Annotated in this window: 15 protein-coding genes and 1 pseudogene; 5 read left to right on the top strand and 11 right to left on the bottom strand. The window is 71.1% G+C overall.

Annotation, left to right across the window (positions count from 1 at the left end; all coding sequences use genetic code 11):
• Positions 1-28: 28 nt before the first annotated feature.
• Positions 29-1085: pseudogene (locus UA74_RS14780) on the top strand (tripartite tricarboxylate transporter permease); the annotation flags it as partial.
• Positions 1086-1434: 349 nt separating this feature from the next.
• On the opposite strand, the gene UA74_RS14775 reads toward UA74_RS14780, so the two are convergent.
• The 4 genes from UA74_RS14775 to UA74_RS31805 form a co-directional block, all read right to left on the bottom strand.
• Positions 1435-2070: a dihydrofolate reductase family protein gene (locus tag UA74_RS14775; RefSeq protein ID WP_075766143.1), complete on the bottom strand. Its 636-nt coding sequence runs from the start codon at positions 2068-2070 to the stop codon at positions 1435-1437.
• Between the two features lie 336 nt (positions 2071-2406).
• A complete protein-coding gene (locus tag UA74_RS14770; protein WP_075764567.1) occupies positions 2407-3039 on the bottom strand; it encodes a YigZ family protein in 633 nt (210 codons plus the stop codon).
• Between the two features lie 210 nt (positions 3040-3249).
• Positions 3250-4887, bottom strand: a complete 1638-nt coding sequence (locus UA74_RS14765) for an ABC-F family ATP-binding cassette domain-containing protein (RefSeq protein WP_075740818.1) — start codon at positions 4885-4887, stop codon at positions 3250-3252.
• Positions 4888-5105: 218 nt separating this feature from the next.
• Complete coding sequence (locus tag UA74_RS31805) at positions 5106-5270, bottom strand: hypothetical protein (RefSeq protein ID WP_157434200.1); 165 nt, start codon at positions 5268-5270, stop codon at positions 5106-5108.
• A gap of 167 nt (positions 5271-5437) precedes the next feature.
• Between UA74_RS31805 and UA74_RS14760 the strand changes: the two genes are divergently transcribed.
• On the top strand, positions 5438-6190 hold the full coding sequence (locus tag UA74_RS14760) for a class I SAM-dependent methyltransferase (protein WP_075740817.1): 753 nt from the start codon (positions 5438-5440) through the stop codon (positions 6188-6190).
• A 362-nt stretch (positions 6191-6552) separates the two neighbouring features.
• On the opposite strand, the gene UA74_RS14755 is transcribed toward UA74_RS14760, so the two are convergent.
• A complete protein-coding gene (locus tag UA74_RS14755) occupies positions 6553-7374 on the bottom strand; it encodes an alpha/beta fold hydrolase (RefSeq protein WP_075740816.1) in 822 nt (273 codons plus the stop codon).
• 83 nt (positions 7375-7457) lie between these two features.
• On the opposite strand from UA74_RS14755, the gene UA74_RS14750 reads away from it, so the two are divergent.
• Positions 7458-8015 carry a CGNR zinc finger domain-containing protein gene (locus UA74_RS14750; protein WP_075764565.1) on the top strand — a complete coding sequence of 186 codons (558 nt, stop codon included), beginning with the start codon at positions 7458-7460 and terminating at the stop codon, positions 8013-8015.
• 423 nt (positions 8016-8438) lie between these two features.
• Here UA74_RS14750 and UA74_RS34005 read toward each other — a convergent pair whose 3' ends face one another.
• From UA74_RS34005 to UA74_RS14725, 5 genes are all read right to left on the bottom strand, one after another.
• The gene (locus tag UA74_RS34005) at positions 8439-9353 is read right to left on the bottom strand and encodes a DUF4132 domain-containing protein (protein ID WP_157442223.1); all 915 of its coding nucleotides are present in this window, start codon (positions 9351-9353) and stop codon (positions 8439-8441) included.
• A gap of 53 nt (positions 9354-9406) precedes the next feature.
• Complete coding sequence (locus UA74_RS14740; RefSeq protein WP_075764563.1) at positions 9407-10210, bottom strand: phosphotransferase enzyme family protein; 804 nt, start codon at positions 10208-10210, stop codon at positions 9407-9409.
• Positions 10211-10544: 334 nt separating this feature from the next.
• Positions 10545-10847 carry a hypothetical protein gene (locus UA74_RS14735; RefSeq protein ID WP_157442222.1) on the bottom strand — a complete coding sequence of 101 codons (303 nt, stop codon included), beginning with the start codon at positions 10845-10847 and terminating at the stop codon, positions 10545-10547.
• 285 nt (positions 10848-11132) lie between these two features.
• Positions 11133-12149 carry an aldo/keto reductase gene (locus UA74_RS14730; RefSeq protein ID WP_075764559.1) on the bottom strand — a complete coding sequence of 339 codons (1017 nt, stop codon included), beginning with the start codon at positions 12147-12149 and terminating at the stop codon, positions 11133-11135.
• A gap of 97 nt (positions 12150-12246) precedes the next feature.
• Positions 12247-12681 carry a PPOX class F420-dependent oxidoreductase gene (locus tag UA74_RS14725; RefSeq protein ID WP_075764557.1) on the bottom strand — a complete coding sequence of 145 codons (435 nt, stop codon included), beginning with the start codon at positions 12679-12681 and terminating at the stop codon, positions 12247-12249.
• A gap of 109 nt (positions 12682-12790) precedes the next feature.
• Here UA74_RS14725 and UA74_RS14720 point away from each other — a divergent pair, with 109 nt between their 5' ends.
• Together UA74_RS14720 and UA74_RS14715 are read left to right on the top strand one after the other, a co-directional pair.
• Positions 12791-13624, top strand: coding sequence for a helix-turn-helix domain-containing protein (locus tag UA74_RS14720; protein WP_075764555.1), 834 nt, complete (start codon positions 12791-12793; stop codon positions 13622-13624).
• Positions 13625-13701: 77 nt separating this feature from the next.
• Entirely contained in the window at positions 13702-14187 is a 486-nt protein-coding gene (locus UA74_RS14715; protein WP_075766141.1) for a GNAT family N-acetyltransferase, read from the top strand.
• 90 nt (positions 14188-14277) lie between these two features.
• On the opposite strand, the gene UA74_RS14710 is transcribed toward UA74_RS14715, so the two are convergent.
• Positions 14278-15801, bottom strand: a complete 1524-nt coding sequence (locus UA74_RS14710; protein ID WP_198043031.1) for an MATE family efflux transporter — start codon at positions 15799-15801, stop codon at positions 14278-14280.
• Positions 15802-16000: the final 199 nt, after the last annotated feature.

Below are 16000 nucleotides of genomic sequence, written 5' to 3'. Positions count from 1 at the left end.
GGACGAGGTCGGGGCGCAGGGTTCGTGCGGTGCTCCGGACTACTCCGCGTTGATGGTGCTGGCGTTCGTGGCCACGCCACCACCGCCCTGCTGGGCAAGTCACGGACTCGCGGGTTGTCCTCGCTGCTCATCGGCTTGACGATCGGGTTGGTCGGGCTGGACCAGATGACCGGTCAGCAACGCCTCACCTTGGGGTCGCTGCACCTGGCCGACGGCATCGACATCGTGCTGGTCGCGGTGGGCCCGTTCGCCATCGGCGAGTCGTTGTGGGTGGCCGCGCATCTGCGACACACCCCGGGCCGGCCGATCCCGGTGGGCAGGCCGTGGCTGGGCAGGGCCGAGCTGCGTCGGTCGTGGAAGCCGTGGCTGCGTGGACCGTTCATCGGGTTCCCGTTCGGCGCAATCCCGGCGGGCGGCGCGGACATGACGACGGTGCTGTCCTATGTCACCGAGAAACGGCTCTCCAAGAACCAGGACGAGTTCGGCCACGGCGCGGTCGAGGGACTGCCGGTCCGGAGGCCACCGCCAGCGCCTCGGCCGCGGGCACGATGGTGTCGATGTTGACGTTGGGACTGCCGACCACGGCGGTGGCGGCCGTGATGCTCGCGGCGTTCCAGCAGTACGGCATCCAGCCCGGTCCGCTGCTGTTCGAGCGGGGGGCGGGGCTGGTGTGGACGCTCATCGCCAGCATGTTCATCGGCTCGGTGCTGCTGCTGGCGTTGAACCTTCCGCTGGCGCCGTTGTGGGCGAAGCTGTTGCAGGTCCCCCGGCCCTACCTGTACGCGGGCATCCTGTTCTTCGCCAGCGTCGGCGCCTACGCGGTGGGCGGGGAGGTGCTGGACCTGCTGTTGTTGTTCGTGATCGGTCTGCTCGGCTTCGCGATGCGCCGGTTCGGGCTTCCGGTGCTCCCCGCGATCACCGGGGTGATCCTCGGCCCGTCGGCCGAACGCGAACTGCGGCGAGCCCTGCAGATCAGTGACGGCGACCCGACGGGCCTGGTGTCCTCGCCGATCGCGGTGACGATCTACGTCATCATCGCGGTGATCCTGCTGTTCCCGCTGATCAGCCGCCTGCTGCCGGGTCGACGACCTACGGTGGTCCGGGAGGTCGCCGCGACGGGGACAGCGCCTGCCGCCGAGGAGACGTCGGGTGCGGGGACGGCTCCCGTGCTCTGCCGCCCACCGTACCCGGCGAGTCCTCGGCGCCGACACGACCGACCTCCGACGACTGAGGGCACCTCCACGGCCCCGCCGCACGCCGGGTTCGGCGGGATGGCCGTGGGCGAGGGCGGGGCACGCCGGACCACGGTCGGAGTGCCCCGCCGTGCGTCCCCGACCCGGCCGGAGACGCCGAGCGGGCGGGCGCCCAGGTCTGCGACCTACACGACACGTCCGCCGTCGCCCGCCGAGGCCTGGCAGGGAGCGGGGCCGGCGATCAGGAGTCCTCCAGGGCATAGGTGCCGTAGGTGGGACGCCCGGCGGGCTGGTAGGTGTGCACGGCGACGCCCGCGCCGGTGATCGTGGAGTCGACCAGCCGCAGCGCCGTGGGCGGACTCCCCTCGACGAACAGACGCCGCCCGGTGCCCAGGATGACGGGGTAGATCAGCAGCCGATACTCGTCCACCAGGTTGTGGACCATCAGGCTCTGCACGAGACCGCCGCTGCCGTGGATCTGCAACTCCCCGCCTGCACCGTCCGGATCGTCTTCCTTGAGTCGCGCGACCTGTTCGGCGACGTCGCCGCCGATCACTGTGGAGTGCTGCCACTGCGGCGTGGTCATGCGGTGGGAGACGACGTGTTTGGGCAGCCTGTTCAGCCGGGTGGCGATCGGGTCTTCCTCATCGGTGACCAGCGGCCAGTACGCCGCGAAGATGTCGTAGGTTCGCCGTCCCAACAGGAATCCGCTTGCCCGGCCGAACCAGCCCGTCACCAGGGCCATCAGGTCGGCGTCGCCGTAGGGCACGGTCCAGCCGCCGTGCTCGAAGCCGCCGTCGCGGTCCTCGTCAGGACCTCCCGGCCCCTGCACGACCCCGTCCAACGACAGGAACATGGTCACCGTCAGTCTTCTCATCGCGTGTTCTCCCGGTCCGTCCATTCGGCCGTCCGACGATTCGGGTCTCGCGTCGAACGTGTCTCCTGCCTACTCGTCGAACGCCACACCGCCACTTCGACACGACGCGGCGATCTCCTTCGGACGAACCTGGCGTGTCGATCGCCTGCCGCCACCGGAACGGACGCGGACACGGCAGGCACCCCGCCGAGACGACACGAGACGACGCCCCGCCGGTCCGGTCCGGTCCGGTCCGGGAAGGACGAGATCGTCTCCGAGTTCAGTCGGCCGACCGCCCTCCTCCGGGAGCGCCCCCGGGCGGTACGGGTCGACGCGGGTGGGCGAGTCATCCCGCGCCTACTGCCTGCCCTCCACGTAGGTCAGCTCGCCGTGCACCAGCTCGGCCGCGCCGTTGCTGATCGTCACCGCCCACTCGGTGAACTCCGGCAACGCCTCCTCGGCCACCGCCACCTCGAACCGTGCCCGGTCGGTGTAGTCGGCGGCCAGCACCGGATACGCCGAGTCCCGCAGCGCGTGCTCGATCCGCCCGGCCTGCGGGAAGTCCACCGCCACCGTCACCAGCCTGCACGGACGCAACTCCACCGTGCCGAACAGATCGATCGTCTCGGCGACCGCCTGACCGTAAGCGCGGATCAGACCGCCTGCGCCGAGCTGCACCCCGCCGAACCACCGCGTCACCACGGCGACCACGTCACTGAGCTCACGTCGCCGCAACACCTCCAGCATCGGCACCCCCGCCGTGCCTGCGGGCTCACCGTCATCACTGGACTTCTGCTTGTCCGAGGCGGCGCCGAGCACGTAGGCCGTGCAGTTATGCGTGGCGTTCCAGTGCTCCTTACGGCGCGCGGCGATCACCGCCCGGGCCGCGTCCTCGTCGTCGACCCTGCTCAGCAGGCAGCGGAATCGGGAACGGCGGATCTCGATCTCGTGCTCACCGTTCCGGGCGATCGTCCGATACCCCGTGAGCATGTCCCACCGCTTCCCTCGTGACCAGCGTCGACGTCCGCCGCCGATCCTGCCGGACCCCGACGACGCCTCCGACACCGGCCGACGCCGACCCGGCAGGCGCGCACCGGCGGCGGGGCACCGCCCTCGCCCGTCGTGCCCCTTGGCGGAGACGACCAGCCGCCCTCGATCTCCGCCCGCCGACGCTGCGCGCCACCGACCCGCTCAAGAGCCTCAGCCGCCGTCGGGACCCTCCGCATCCCGCAGCGTCCCGTCCGACAGCCGCAGCCACCGGTTCACCCCGATCTCCGCGAGGAACCGCTCGTCGTGACTGACCACCACGAACGCCCCCTCATAGGCGCCGAGCGCACTCTCCAACCGCGCCACACTGACCAGATCGAGATTGTTCGTCGGCTCGTCCAACAACAGCAGCTGCGGCGCCGGTTCGGCGCACAGCACACAGCACAACGTCGCCCGCAGCAGCTCACCACCGGAGAGCACCCCGACCGGAAGGTGAACCCGGTCGCCTCGGAACAGGAAACGGGCCAACAGGGTCAATCGCTGCCCCGCCGTCATCGCGGGCGCCGCGGCAGCCAGGTTCTCCACCACGGTGCGGGTCGAGTCCAACAGGTCCAGCCGTTGCGACAGGTAGGCGATCCGGCCGTCCGCCCTGGCGATCACGCCGCCCGACGAGTCCACATCACCGTTGATCATCCGCAGCAGTGTCGACTTGCCTGCACCGTTGGCCCCGACCAGCGCGATCCGCTCCGGTCCCCGGATCGTCAGGTCGACACCCGAACCCGCGAACAACGGCCGAGTCCCGAAGGCGGCCTGCAGCCGTTCACCGGAGAACACCGTGCGCCCGGCAGGCACGTGGGTGCCCGGCAGCTCCAACGCGATCGTCTGCTCGTCCCGCACGGCGCGACCCGCCTCGTCCAGTCGCGCCTTGGCCTCACTGACCCGCGCGGCATGCATCTCGTTCGCCCGACCCGCCGACTCCTGCGCCCCCCGTTTCATCGCCCCGGCGACGATCCTCGGCAGACCGGCGCTCTTGAGAGTGCGGGCGGCGTTGCCCGCGCGACGCGCGGCCCGCTCCCGCGCCTGCTGCATCTCCCGCTTCTCCCGCCGCACCTCCTGCTCCGCGTTGCGCACGTTCTTCTCCGCGACCTCCCGCGCAGCCCGCACCGCCGCCTCGTACTCCGTGTGATTCCCGCCGTAGAAACGGACCTCGCCGCGATCCAGCTCCGCGATGCGGTCCATCCGGTCCAGCAACGCCCGATCGTGACTGACCAGCAGCAGGCAGCCGGTCCACTCCTCCAGAACGGCGTAGAGCGCCCGGCGGGCGTCGAGATCGAGATTGTTCGTCGGCTCGTCCAGCAGCAGCACATCCGGCCGCTTCAGTAGTTGCGCGGCCAACCCGAGGGAGACGATCTGCCCCCCGCTGAGCGTGTCGAGACGCCGGGTGAAAGGCAGCTCCCCTAGACCCAGCCTGCCCAGTTGAGCACGGGTGCGCTCCTCGACGTCCCACTCGGCGCCGATCGTGGTGAAGTGCGCCTCGTCGACATCACCCGCCTCGATGGCCGCCAACGCCCTGATCAGCGGCGCGATTCCCAGCACATCGGCCACCGTCAGATCACCGGCCAAGGGCAGGTTCTGCGGGAGGTACCCCAGCACCCCGTCGACCGACACCGTCCCACCGGTGGGCGTGCACTCCCCCGCGATCAGCCGGAGCAGCGTGGTCTTGCCCGCACCGTTGGGCGCGACGAGACCCGTGCGGCCCCCGCCCACGGTGAAGGACAGATCCTGAAACACCGGGGTGTCGTCGGGCCAGGAGAAAGAGAGATTCGAACAGATGATGAACGCATCGGACATGGCAGAGCCCTCAAAGGTGACGGCGGGCGCACCGAAGCCGCCCGGCGGAGAACGGGGTTCACGTGACGACGACACGGCAGCGGCGGGCAGCGCACCTGCGCACCTGCCTACGGCCGATCACTTCCGGTATCACCCGGAGATGTCGTCGTCACTCACCACGTCGGTCTCCCTTGTTCCCGATCACGCGAGCGCCACCATAACAGCACCACCCCCGACGGTCATCCCGTGAACCAGCCGAAGACACCGCCGCGCAGGCTCCGCGACGACCACCGCCGCGCACCGAGGAGAACACCCGCCGACGGCGACAGCCCACCACGCACGGCGAAGATCAGCACGAACACCGGGGACGCCGCCCCACCGACACAGCCGGACACCGTGACCAACCACCGCGCCCCTGCCCCGCACGCCCGAGGAGCCTCACCGAGCACGACGAACGGCCCGCCCCCTCCCCCGCGCCTGCCTCCGCAGGACCCCCACCAGACAGGACCCCGGCGACGCCGCCGAGAAATCCGCTGGCCTGCCGGACGCGCCGGCCGGCACGCTCCCGGTCATGACACGGACCTTCGAGGGGCTCCTCGCCGAGGCCGACGCCGCCGACGTCGACGGCTGGGGCTTCTCCTGGCTCACCGGCCGCGCGACCGAGGAACGCGCCCCGTGGGGATACACCCGACTCGTCGCCGAACGCGTGCAGCACGCCACCGCCCTGCTCGATCTGGAGACCGGCGGCGGCGAGGTCCTCGCAGGGATACCCGGACTTCCCCCGACGACCTGCGCCACCGAGTACTGGCCGCCCAACCTCGCCCTCGCCCGCCGCAGACTCGAACCGGCAGGCATCACCGTCGTCGACGGCGACCCCACCCGGCTGCCCTTCGACGACCACACCTTCGACCTGGTGATCAGCCGCCACCCCGTCGCACCCCCCTGGTCGGAGGCGGCACGGGTACTCCGACCCGGTGGCACCCTGCTCTCCCAGGGCATCGGCCCCGGCAGCATGATCGAACTCGCCGAGGCCATCACCGGACCCCGCCCACCGGGCACCAGACCCGACCCGGAACAGACCGCCGAGATCGTCCGGCAGACCGGGCTCACCGTCACCGACCTGCGCTCGGCGGCCCTGCGAGCCGAGTTCCACGACATCGGCGCGGTCGTCTACTTCCTCCGCAAGGTGATCTGGACCGTGCCGGACTTCTCCATCGAGGCCTACCGGGCCCCACTCGCCGCACTGCACGCCCGCATGCGCACCGCAGGCCCCTTCGTCACCCATGCGCAGCGCTTCCTGATCGAGGCCCGCAAGCCGACCTGACCGGCACCGAACCGCAGGCACCCGCCGCCCGACCGACCAGACCACCCCGGCCGTTGCTCTCCGCACCCCTGTCCGGCACAGGCTCGATCCCAGCGATGCTGCGCATCGACATCGGCGCCGCAGGGGGCACTCAGCCTGCGCAGGCGATCACCTCCCGCGCGTGCCTTCCGCGCGCCTACCGGGGGGCGGAGGCCGTCCGCGACCGGTCACCACCGACACGCCGGTCTGATCGAACGAGCCCGGCAGACCCGCCTGCCCGACACACGCCCTCCCCGAGAACACCCACCGACCGCCTGCGCACCAGACCTGCCGCCGCGATCTGCGGCGGACGCCGACCGGGGCCGAGACCAGCGCTATCGTGATCAGTCGGCCAGGAACTCGTCGAGCAGCGCCGTGAGCGCCCCCGGCGCGTCGAACTGGACGAGATGACCCGCCTGCGCGATCATCTCCAGCCGGGCGTTCGGGATCACCCCGGCCAGTGTGTGGGCGCGATCGACAGGCAGCCAGGCGTCCTCGGCCCCCCAGGCGACGAGAACCGGAAGGTCCAACTCGGGATAGCGGTCCTCCATCTCCTGCGTGAACCGTTCGTCGGCCTGGGCGATCTGCCGGTAGAACGCGTCCTGACCCACCGCTCCCAGCCACGGCCGGGCCAGCTCGGCAAGCAGGTCGGCAGGCAGGACCCGGTGAGCCGCCGAGACCAGGTAGCGGCGGACCAGTGCCTCGTGCAGCGACCCGGGCAGCTGCCCGAAGACCTCGGCGTTCTCCCGCACCAGCCGAAAGAAGTCACTGCCCCACGGGCGGACGCTCACCGCGTCCACGAGCGCCAGCCGCGCGTAGCGGACACCGCTCAGCAGCGCGGCCCGCAACGCGACGGTCCCGCCGACGTCATGAGCGACCACTGCAGGCTCGATGAGTCCCCACTCGCGGAGCAGATCGGTGAAGACCTCCTGCTGAGCGACGAACGAGACGTCCTGACCCGCCCGCATCTCCGAGCGGCCGTAGCCGGGCATGTCCCACAGATAGACGGTGTGCCGCCGGGCGAGTCCGGTCGCGACGTCGTGCCAGACGCGGGAGGAGAACGGCGTCCCGTGCAGGAGGACGACCGGGCTGCCCCGGCCGGCGCAGGTCCAACGGACGACACCGTGCCGAGTCGGAAAGCTCTCGACCAGCTCCCACATGATCATCACACCTTTCGTTACCGTCTTGGCCAGCTAGACGGTAACAGTCGTGGTTACCTGCTCCAAGGCCAAGCCGGTAACATGCTCGAGTGGCCTACACCCGACCCCCCGCCCCGCCTCCCCTGACCACGATCGAGGCGTTCTGCAACTCCGCATGCCTGCTACGAGACACCGACGCCTTCACCGACCTCCCGAATACCCAGGCCTGGCTACGAGAACACGGACACCACGACGTCGCCGACGACCTCGACGAGGACGACCGGCGCGAACTGGTGACCCTGCGCGAGGCGATCCGCCACCACCTCGCAGACGACGACACCGCCGCCGACGCCAGCCGCATCCTCAGCAGCCGGGCAGCGACCATCCTGAATCCACCACAGTGGCCCGACCAGGGCCCGGCCCGCCTGACCCTCGTCGCACACCGGCCCGCCGAGACCATGATCGGAGAACTGCTGACCGCCCTCGCCACCGAAGAGATCGCGGGCCGACGCACCCGCCTGAAGGTCTGCCGCGCACCAGACTGCCGATGGGTCTACTACGACCGCTCCCCCGGCGACAACAGCGTCTGGTGCAGCATGAGCACCTGCGGCGCCCGCCACAAGATGCGCTCCTACCGCAGCCGCCACCCCGACACACCCCACGACTGACCACCGCGAACCGGCCGCCCACACCACAGCCGATCCGCTGTCGAGACAGCCCGCACGAAGCGCCGTGGCACCCGCCGACAACCCAGGCGAACACAGCCGAGAAGACGCTCCGGCCCGAGATCAACGACCGCCGCGCCGCGCGATGATCGCGGCGTGGAGTCGCCTGCCCGGACTGAACGCGACGCTCCGTCGACTCCACCCGAGAACCCGACTCCTCCGGACGCCGCGACCTCTCCTCGATCGGACCAGAAGTAGACAGTCGTCACGGCATGCGGACACGGCTCAACCCGCGGACCCGCGAACATGCCGTTCCGAAGTCCCGCCTGCCGCGCGCCAGACCCCCGAGATCGCAGGCACCACCACCCGCAGAACAGAGCCCGGGCCTCGCCCCAACCACGAACAAGCCCGGCCCACCAGGCCCGCTCAGGCCACCGAGCCCGCCTCCGCGCCGAAACGACCCGCGAACACCACCGACGCCATCCGCGCACCCTCCGACCAGGCGACCGGACCGACGTCGCTGCACCGCACGCGCGTCCCCTCCGGCAACACCCAGAACAGCTCCCCGGTGCAGGCAGGCAGATCGGGTGAGCCGCTGCCGATCCAGTACCGCGCCTCGAGGGTTCGTCCCCGCTCGAACACCGAGCAGACCGCATACCCGTCTCGCACCGTCAGCCCCTCGGCCCGACAACGATCCAAGGCATCGCCCAACTCGACGAAGTAGCCGTCGGCGTAGTCCGCGATCGCCGTCGCCGTCGCCGACATCACCGTCGGCCGAACCTCGGTCTGCCGAAAGAGCTGGGCGACCGGCTGCTCGATCTCCAGGACGATCGCCAACTCCTGGAACCGCTCCAGATCCGGCAGCAACACGGGATGCCCGATCACCAGCCGAGCAGGCGTGAGGGTGCGCACCGCCCCGGACGCGTCCACGACGAGCACACCGCCGTCGGCATCGACGTCGCGCAGCAGGCCCGCCGACTCCGTGACCAACGAACCGCGCCCGTCCACCGGAACCACCACGAGCGCCGACAGCGCAGCCCGCCAACTCTCGTCCTCGAACAGCCGGACCAACGTCGACACCGGGATGGGCAGCGAGCGCACCATCCACCGCCGCACCGTCTCCCGGCACTCCCGCCGAAGCCGAACGGCCGGGTCGCCTGCAGCCGCCGGGGCAACGGCCGAAGGCAGCGCCGCACCGTCGGAGGCGACCAGCACCAGATGCCCACGATCGGCCCGACGTCCTCCCCGACGCCGCGCTCGCCTGCGGGCGACGCCCGTGATCGCAGTCCGCTGCTCGTCCCTCGTCATGTCCGTCGCCCCCATCTGAAGATCGTTGATCAAGTCGACGCGGACCTTATGGCAGCGCCCCGACAAGACCACCGGCGCCCGTCCGATCACGCACCGGATTCAGGTGTCATCGTACGGTGGCCAGCGGCGTCGGGGGACATGATCAACGCTTGTCGCCAGACATCGAGATGACGGCGGACGTACTCCGCGGCAGGCCCCCAGTGCCGGGCGTGCCCCTCGGCGTGCAGCCGGGCCCAGGGCTGCCTGCCCGTCCGCGCGCCCTCGACGAGCAGATCGTGCATGCCGCGCACATGGTCGACGATCAACACCGGCAGCGCGGCACGCTGCTCCGCGTCGAGTCCGTACCCGTCCGCCAAGGCGCGCAGCCGAGGCGCGTCGATGTCCGGGTCACCGCCGGGATGCAGCGGAACGAATCCGTGTGCGGCATAGGCGAGGTCCCAGAGCCGTGAACCTGGACCCGCACCGTCCCAGTCGATGAACACCCACCGGTCCCCGTCGCGGACGAGGTTCCACGGGGCCAGGTCGTGATGGCAGATCAACTCGACGCGATCGGGCGGGATCACCACGTCCCACCGCGCCTCGTCACTCGGCACGAAGGTCTCCGCCGTGTCGTGCAGCAGGCGGATCAGCCCGCCGAGACGACGCAGCTCGGGGACGGTCATCGGCGGGAGCCGGTCGCTCATCGTGGCCGGCACGTACTCCAGGACGTGGCGGCCACGCTCGTCGATGCCCGCGGAGCTCGGTGCGTGCGGGAAGCCTGCGTCCCGCAGGTGAGCCAGGAACGCGGCGACCGACGCGGTGGACTCGACGGCGGGCTTCCGCACCGTGTCACCGACCCGGACCACCGAGGCGCTGACGTTGCCACCGGTCAACGGCTCCTCTTCGCACATCACCCGATCATGACTGATCGCTCGCCGCCGACACCGGTCCTCGCCTCGCCTACGCCCTCGCGGTGGAAAACCGACACGGCCGACAACAGGCCGACCTCAGGTGCGGTCGGACGCTGTTGTTCGTGGCGGTTTTTGTCTGCTATGGCCTGGTATTTGATTTAGTTAACACTGAAATGATAGAGGTAGCAGTAATGAAAGCCGGGTCGATCGCGCCGAGCGCAGCTCGAGCCATGCCGTCGGCGATCTCGGTACGCCCGAAACCGTGCGGCGGTCGAACACGAGGCCTGCGGCACGGGGTGCGGCGTGTTCGACCGTGCCGACTCGTCGGGTGTCCTCAGCGGAGCCCGGAAGCCTTCTCCCCCGACGTCAACGACTGCACCAACGCCATCGTCCTGGCCCGCTCCCCTGCCGGACCGATCGGAATGGCCATCACCTCGGTGGCACCCGCATCGAACACCCGGGCCGACTCTGCGGTGAACAGAAAGACGACCTCGGGTGCGAGGGCGGCGATCTCGGCAGTGGCGGGCCGGGAGGAACGGCAGAGAGTCCGGCGGACGGTGCCGGCGAGCAGGTCGCCCTTCGGTCGCGATCTGCTCACCCGGGTGGCGAGCCACCCGGCGGGCAACCGCGCGCTCACCGAGACCGTCCTCGGGCTGGACACCGTCTACGATGTGCACGCGGAGGTCGACGAACCGCACCCGTGGGCCGGGCGCCTGGTGCCTGATCTCCGGCTGGCGATCTCGACGCGGCACTGCGTCGTTGGCACGGCGCGCCCGATCGACACGCCACGGCTGCCCACTCGGGCCGCTGAAGCCTGCCCGCAGGGGAAGGCGCACCGGACGCCTCCCGACCCGCCCGGACTGCGGGTCGGGACGATCGGCAGCCCCAGCGCACCACAACCGAAGTCAGCGGCCGATCGAGATCAGGGGCGCGAGGCGAGGCGCGCAGTGCCGAACACCCAGGGGTCCGCCTCGCACTGGGCGAGGAAGTCGCCGGGGAATCCCAGCTCGAACTCCGCAGCCGCCTCCAGAGTGCGGATCGCGTCCAGAGGCAGCACGAGGTCGACCGCGCCGAGGTTCTCGATGAGCTGTCCGACGGTCGAGGCACCGACGATCGGGTGCACGGCGGCATGGCGAGCGCAGGTCCAGGCGAGCGCCACCTGCGACGGGCGTGCGCCCAACTCGTCGGCGACGGTCACCACGGCTCGCGCCACGGCGTGCTCCCTGGCCGTCAGCGACGCGGCGTCGACCCTGGTCGCGGCTCCGGGTTCGACCCCGCCGGGCACGGTGAACTTCCCGGACAGCACGCCGCCCGCCAGCGGCCCCCATGCGGCGACGCTCATGCCGAACGCCTCGGCCATCGGCAGCAGTTCCCGCTCCGCGTCCCGGCGGAGCAGGTGGTAGGGCACCTGCAACGCGGCGAAGGAGGTCCAGTCCCGCCATTCCGCGAGGGTGTTGGCTCGGCTGACCAGCCAGGCCGGGGCGTCGGAGATGCCGATGTAGAGGATCTTGCCCGCGCGGACCGCGTCGTCCAGCGCTCGCATCGTCTCCTCCACCGGCGTCTGCCGGTCCCAGAGGTGCACCCAGTACAGGTCGAGGTAGTCGGTGCGCAGGCGCCGGAGGCTCTCCTCCAGGGACAGGACGAGGTTCTTGCGGTGGTTGCCTGCGGCGTTCGGGTCGCTCTGATCACGGGAGAGCGTGTACTTGCTCGCGAGCACGAAGCGGTCCCGGCGGCCGACGAGCAGTTCGCCGAGCACGTTTTCGCTCTCGCCGTAGGCCGACGCCGTGTCGATGACGTTGCCGCCCGCCTCGTCGTAGGCGTCGAGCATGGCTCGATAGCGCTGGGTCGCCTCGGCTCCGTCGCGCTCGTAGAAGGACATCGCGCCGAAGAACAGCTCGGACACCCGCAGTCCGGTCCGGCCCAGTAGTCGGTGACGCACGTGGATTCCTCTTTCCTCATTCGGTGACGACGTCGGGTGTGGTCGTCGGGTCTGGTCGGCAGCGGCCGGGTGCCGTGCGGTGTCGACGCCTGCGGTGTCAGGCCACCGTTCTGGCCGCAAGGTCGTAGGAGTCGCCGTCGATGCCCCAGGACAGGACTCGACGCGGGCGGATCAGAATCCAGGCGTCGTCGAAGGGGAACGAGGCGGCCAGCCGGAGTCCGACCTCGGCGCCGCCCTCCTCCGATGTCTCCGCACGGCCCCGGATCTCGATTCCGCGTGGGGTCCACGGGTCCATCGCCGCGAGGTCGTCGACGACGAACGCCGCCGCCGGGTTGGCCACCACGTCGCGGAACTTCTTGCTCAGCGCCATTGCGGACCCCGTGACACCGCCGATCACCAGGCCGTCGGCATCCGGGTCGTACAGCACCCCGACCGGCCGGACCGAAGGGCGGCCGTCGGCACCGACGGTGGCGAACCTGCCGAGGGACCGGTTTCGCAGGTAGGCGATCTCGCGGTCGGTGAATACGCTCACGCACCCGACCCTGTCGCAGGATCGGGTGCACAGGAAGACCGTGCCGAGACTGGCACTGCCAGGGCCACGATCGCCGAGGTGCGCAGGAGAGACTGCATAGACTTTCCGCATGGGTGAGAACGAACTCGGCGCATTCCTGCGGGCCCGGCGGGAGGCGATCTCCCCGGCCGAGGTGGGGCTGGCGGGCAGCGCACGGCGCCGGACCCCCGGGCTGCGGCGTGGCGAGCTGGCCACGATCGCGGGGATCAGCGTCGAATACCTCACGCGGCTGGAACAGGGCCGTGACCGCCGCCCCTCCCCCGAGATCCTCGCCGCGCTCGCCGACTCGTTGCGCCTCACCTCCGACGAGCGCGTCCACGTGCATCGCCTGGTCAAGGCGGTGACCGGCGGCGCGTGTCAGGGCAGTGCTCCCCCGGCTCGAGTGGCTCGGCCGACGGTCCGGACGCTGCTCGATCGGCTCGACTCGACCCCGGCGCTGGTACTGAATCGGCCGGGTGACCTGCTCGCCTGCACCACGGGTTACCGGCGGCTGGCGGGCCCGGTCGGGCTGTTGGATGCCGAGCCCGCCAACCTCGCCCGGTTCGTGTTCACCGACGCCAGGGCGCAGGCGGTCTTCCCCGAATGGAGCCGGGTCGCCGACGCCCAGGCCGCCGATCTCCGCGCCGCGACCGCCCTGGGCGACTCCCACGCGGGCAGGCTCGCGGAGGAGCTGTCGATCGCCGCGGGCGTGAGCTTCAGCAGCCGATTCCAGTCGTCGGCCGCGCTGCCTGCGCGGGTCGGGGTCGAACGCTGGGTGCACCCGGCGGCAGGCGAGCTCGTCCTGGCCTACGAGAGCCTGGAGCTGCCCGACGCCGACGAGCAGCGGTTGGTCGTCTACCTGCCCGCCGACGAGCAGACCGCCTCAGCCCTGGAACTCCTCACGCGGCACAAGGCCGTGTCGTGACGCCGCCGACGCCGGACGGCGACGAGGTCCCGGCGGTGCCACGCCGTCCCGCCGAGGCACCGACCGACAATCCGCCGATGGCAGCACAGCTGATCACCGAGCGGTTGACGTTGCGGCCTTTCGCGGTGTCCGACATCGACGTGTATAGGGCACTGGTCGCCGAGCGCGGCCACGGGCTGCCCACCGCCGAGGACGTGCACGGTCGCATCGCGGAACAGCTCGCCGAGGCGGCGCGCTCGGGAATCCGGCTGTATGCCCTTCGTCGACGAGCAGAGGGCGACGTCGTCGGCTACTGCGGGCTGATCGTCGGTCGGGCCACCCGCGCCGAACCCGAGATCGGCTACGAGTTGTTCCGCCACGCCCAGGGGCGTGGTGAGGCCGCCGAGGCGGCCCGCGCGGTGCTCGCCGCCGCCGTGACGACCGGGCGGCGGCGGCTCTGGGCGACCGTGCGCACCGGGAACACCGCATCGCTTCGCGTGTTGGACAAGCTCGGGTTCGAGCGAGACCACACCTCGACCGACCGGAAGGGCGAACTGATCTGGCTCACCCGCGGCCTGCGGTGAGACGGGCGAACGCCCGGCGACCGGACGGGCCGCGGGCCTGGAGCGTCGGAACCGGCCGCCGCCACCGCCTCACATCGGTCGTCGTCCGGATCACGTGATCGTCGCGCCGGGCGGGGCGGCCTTCGCCGTGACCCGTCGGAACGCCACGACCTGGCCGACCCCCAGCAGGAGGTTCGTCACCAGGAGCGCCGCCCACAGCCCGGCCAGACCCGCCGACGCCGCGATCGGGAGACACAGCAGCACGAGCAGCCCGTGCCCGGCCGCCAGCACGATCATGCTCGGCACGGTGCGGCGAAGTCCGATCAACGCGAATCCCAGCATCGCCTGCATGCCGTCGGCCACCACCACCAGCAGGATCCACGGGAGCAGACCCGAGACCGTCGCCGTGACCACCGCGTCGGCGCTGAACAACGGAATCAGCAGGTCGCGGCACGCCGCCAGCGTCAACGCCACGACGGACAGGGCAAGGACGCCGATCCGGACTCCCGCCCACGCGATCGGACGACTCCGTGCCCCGCCCGAGGCGACGTCCCTGGCGATCAAGGGCACCATCGCCTGGCCGACGGCCACCGCCGTGGTGAAGGTCAGGTTCACCAGCGACACCGCGATCCCGTGCGCAGCAGAGGCAGCGGTGCCGATGCGGGCGGCGGCGAAGGCCAGGACCCCCAGCGACGCGAATTTGATCAGGACCGTGGCCGAGAGCGGTATCCCGACCCGCAGCAACGCCGTCACTCCCCGCACGGTGGTTCCGCCCCGGGTCGCCCTGCTCCCCGTTGCGGTCACGACGCGGCGCAACCCGACCATCGTCACCAGGGCATTGCCCGTCACCGCGATCAGCACGGCCGTGCCTGCCCCGGCGGCGCCGAGGCTGGGCATTCCGGCGAGCCCGAACACCAGGGCAGGGGACAGCGTCACCGTGAGCAGTGCGCCGACGAGTCCGCCGTGCAGGACGGGGCGTGGCCTGCCCAACCCGACGAGGGCGGCCGAGGCCGACGAGCCGACGGCGGTCACCAGCACGGCCGCCGCCAGGATCATCGGCAGCGCCCCGAGCCGCGCGATCGTCGCGGCGGACACGCCGCCCGCCTGCGCCACCAGGCCGACGGCGGCGGTGGCGACGGCGCCGAGCAGCCCTACGAGCAACGCCGACACCAGGCCGTCCCGGATCACCGTCCGGAGACCGCTCTGATCGGTGCCGCTCGCCGCGACGAAGGGCATCACTCCTCGGGTCGCGCCGCTCACGGCGGCTGTGGCGGGCAGATACACCGCCATGGCGATCGTGAACGCGGCCAGTGCCGCCGTGTCGTGGCGCCCCAGGACGGCGGTGTTGACCAGCGCCGCCATCGCCGTGACGATCAACGACAACGACAGCGGCAGTGCGGCACCGACGATCCGGCGGGCATCACCCTCGCCGGGACGGGCTGTACGGATCTGCGACGAGCGTCGGTCCGGTTCGTCGTCGGCCCGCTGCGGTCGACCGCGAGCCCCGGTGAGGGCGCCCGCCGTCTCGGGTCGGGTCGGAGTTCGCGGCGAGCCGGTGCTGTCATCGTCGGTGCGGTCGGGGCCGGTGGAACGCGGGGGCGTGGTGTCGGTAACCGGCCTGCCCGGAGTGTCCATCCCGTCAGTCAACAACGTCGAGCAGGCACCACGCTGGGGCCACGCTCGACGAGATCGGCCGATGATCTCGGTGCGCCGACCGACACGTCTCCCGCGGGCGACGGCCCGGCCACACCAGCAGACCACCACACCCGCCTGCCGCGCCCGTCGCCGCCAGACCCGACAGGCAGCGCTGGCTCTCTCCCCCGGTGCGGTGGCC

Source organism: Actinoalloteichus fjordicus, from assembly GCF_001941625.1.
GTDB lineage: Bacteria > Actinomycetota > Actinomycetes > Mycobacteriales > Pseudonocardiaceae > Actinoalloteichus_A > Actinoalloteichus_A fjordicus.
The sequence above is the reverse complement of the archived record's forward strand: the minus strand, read 5'-3'. Positions and strand labels throughout refer to the sequence as shown.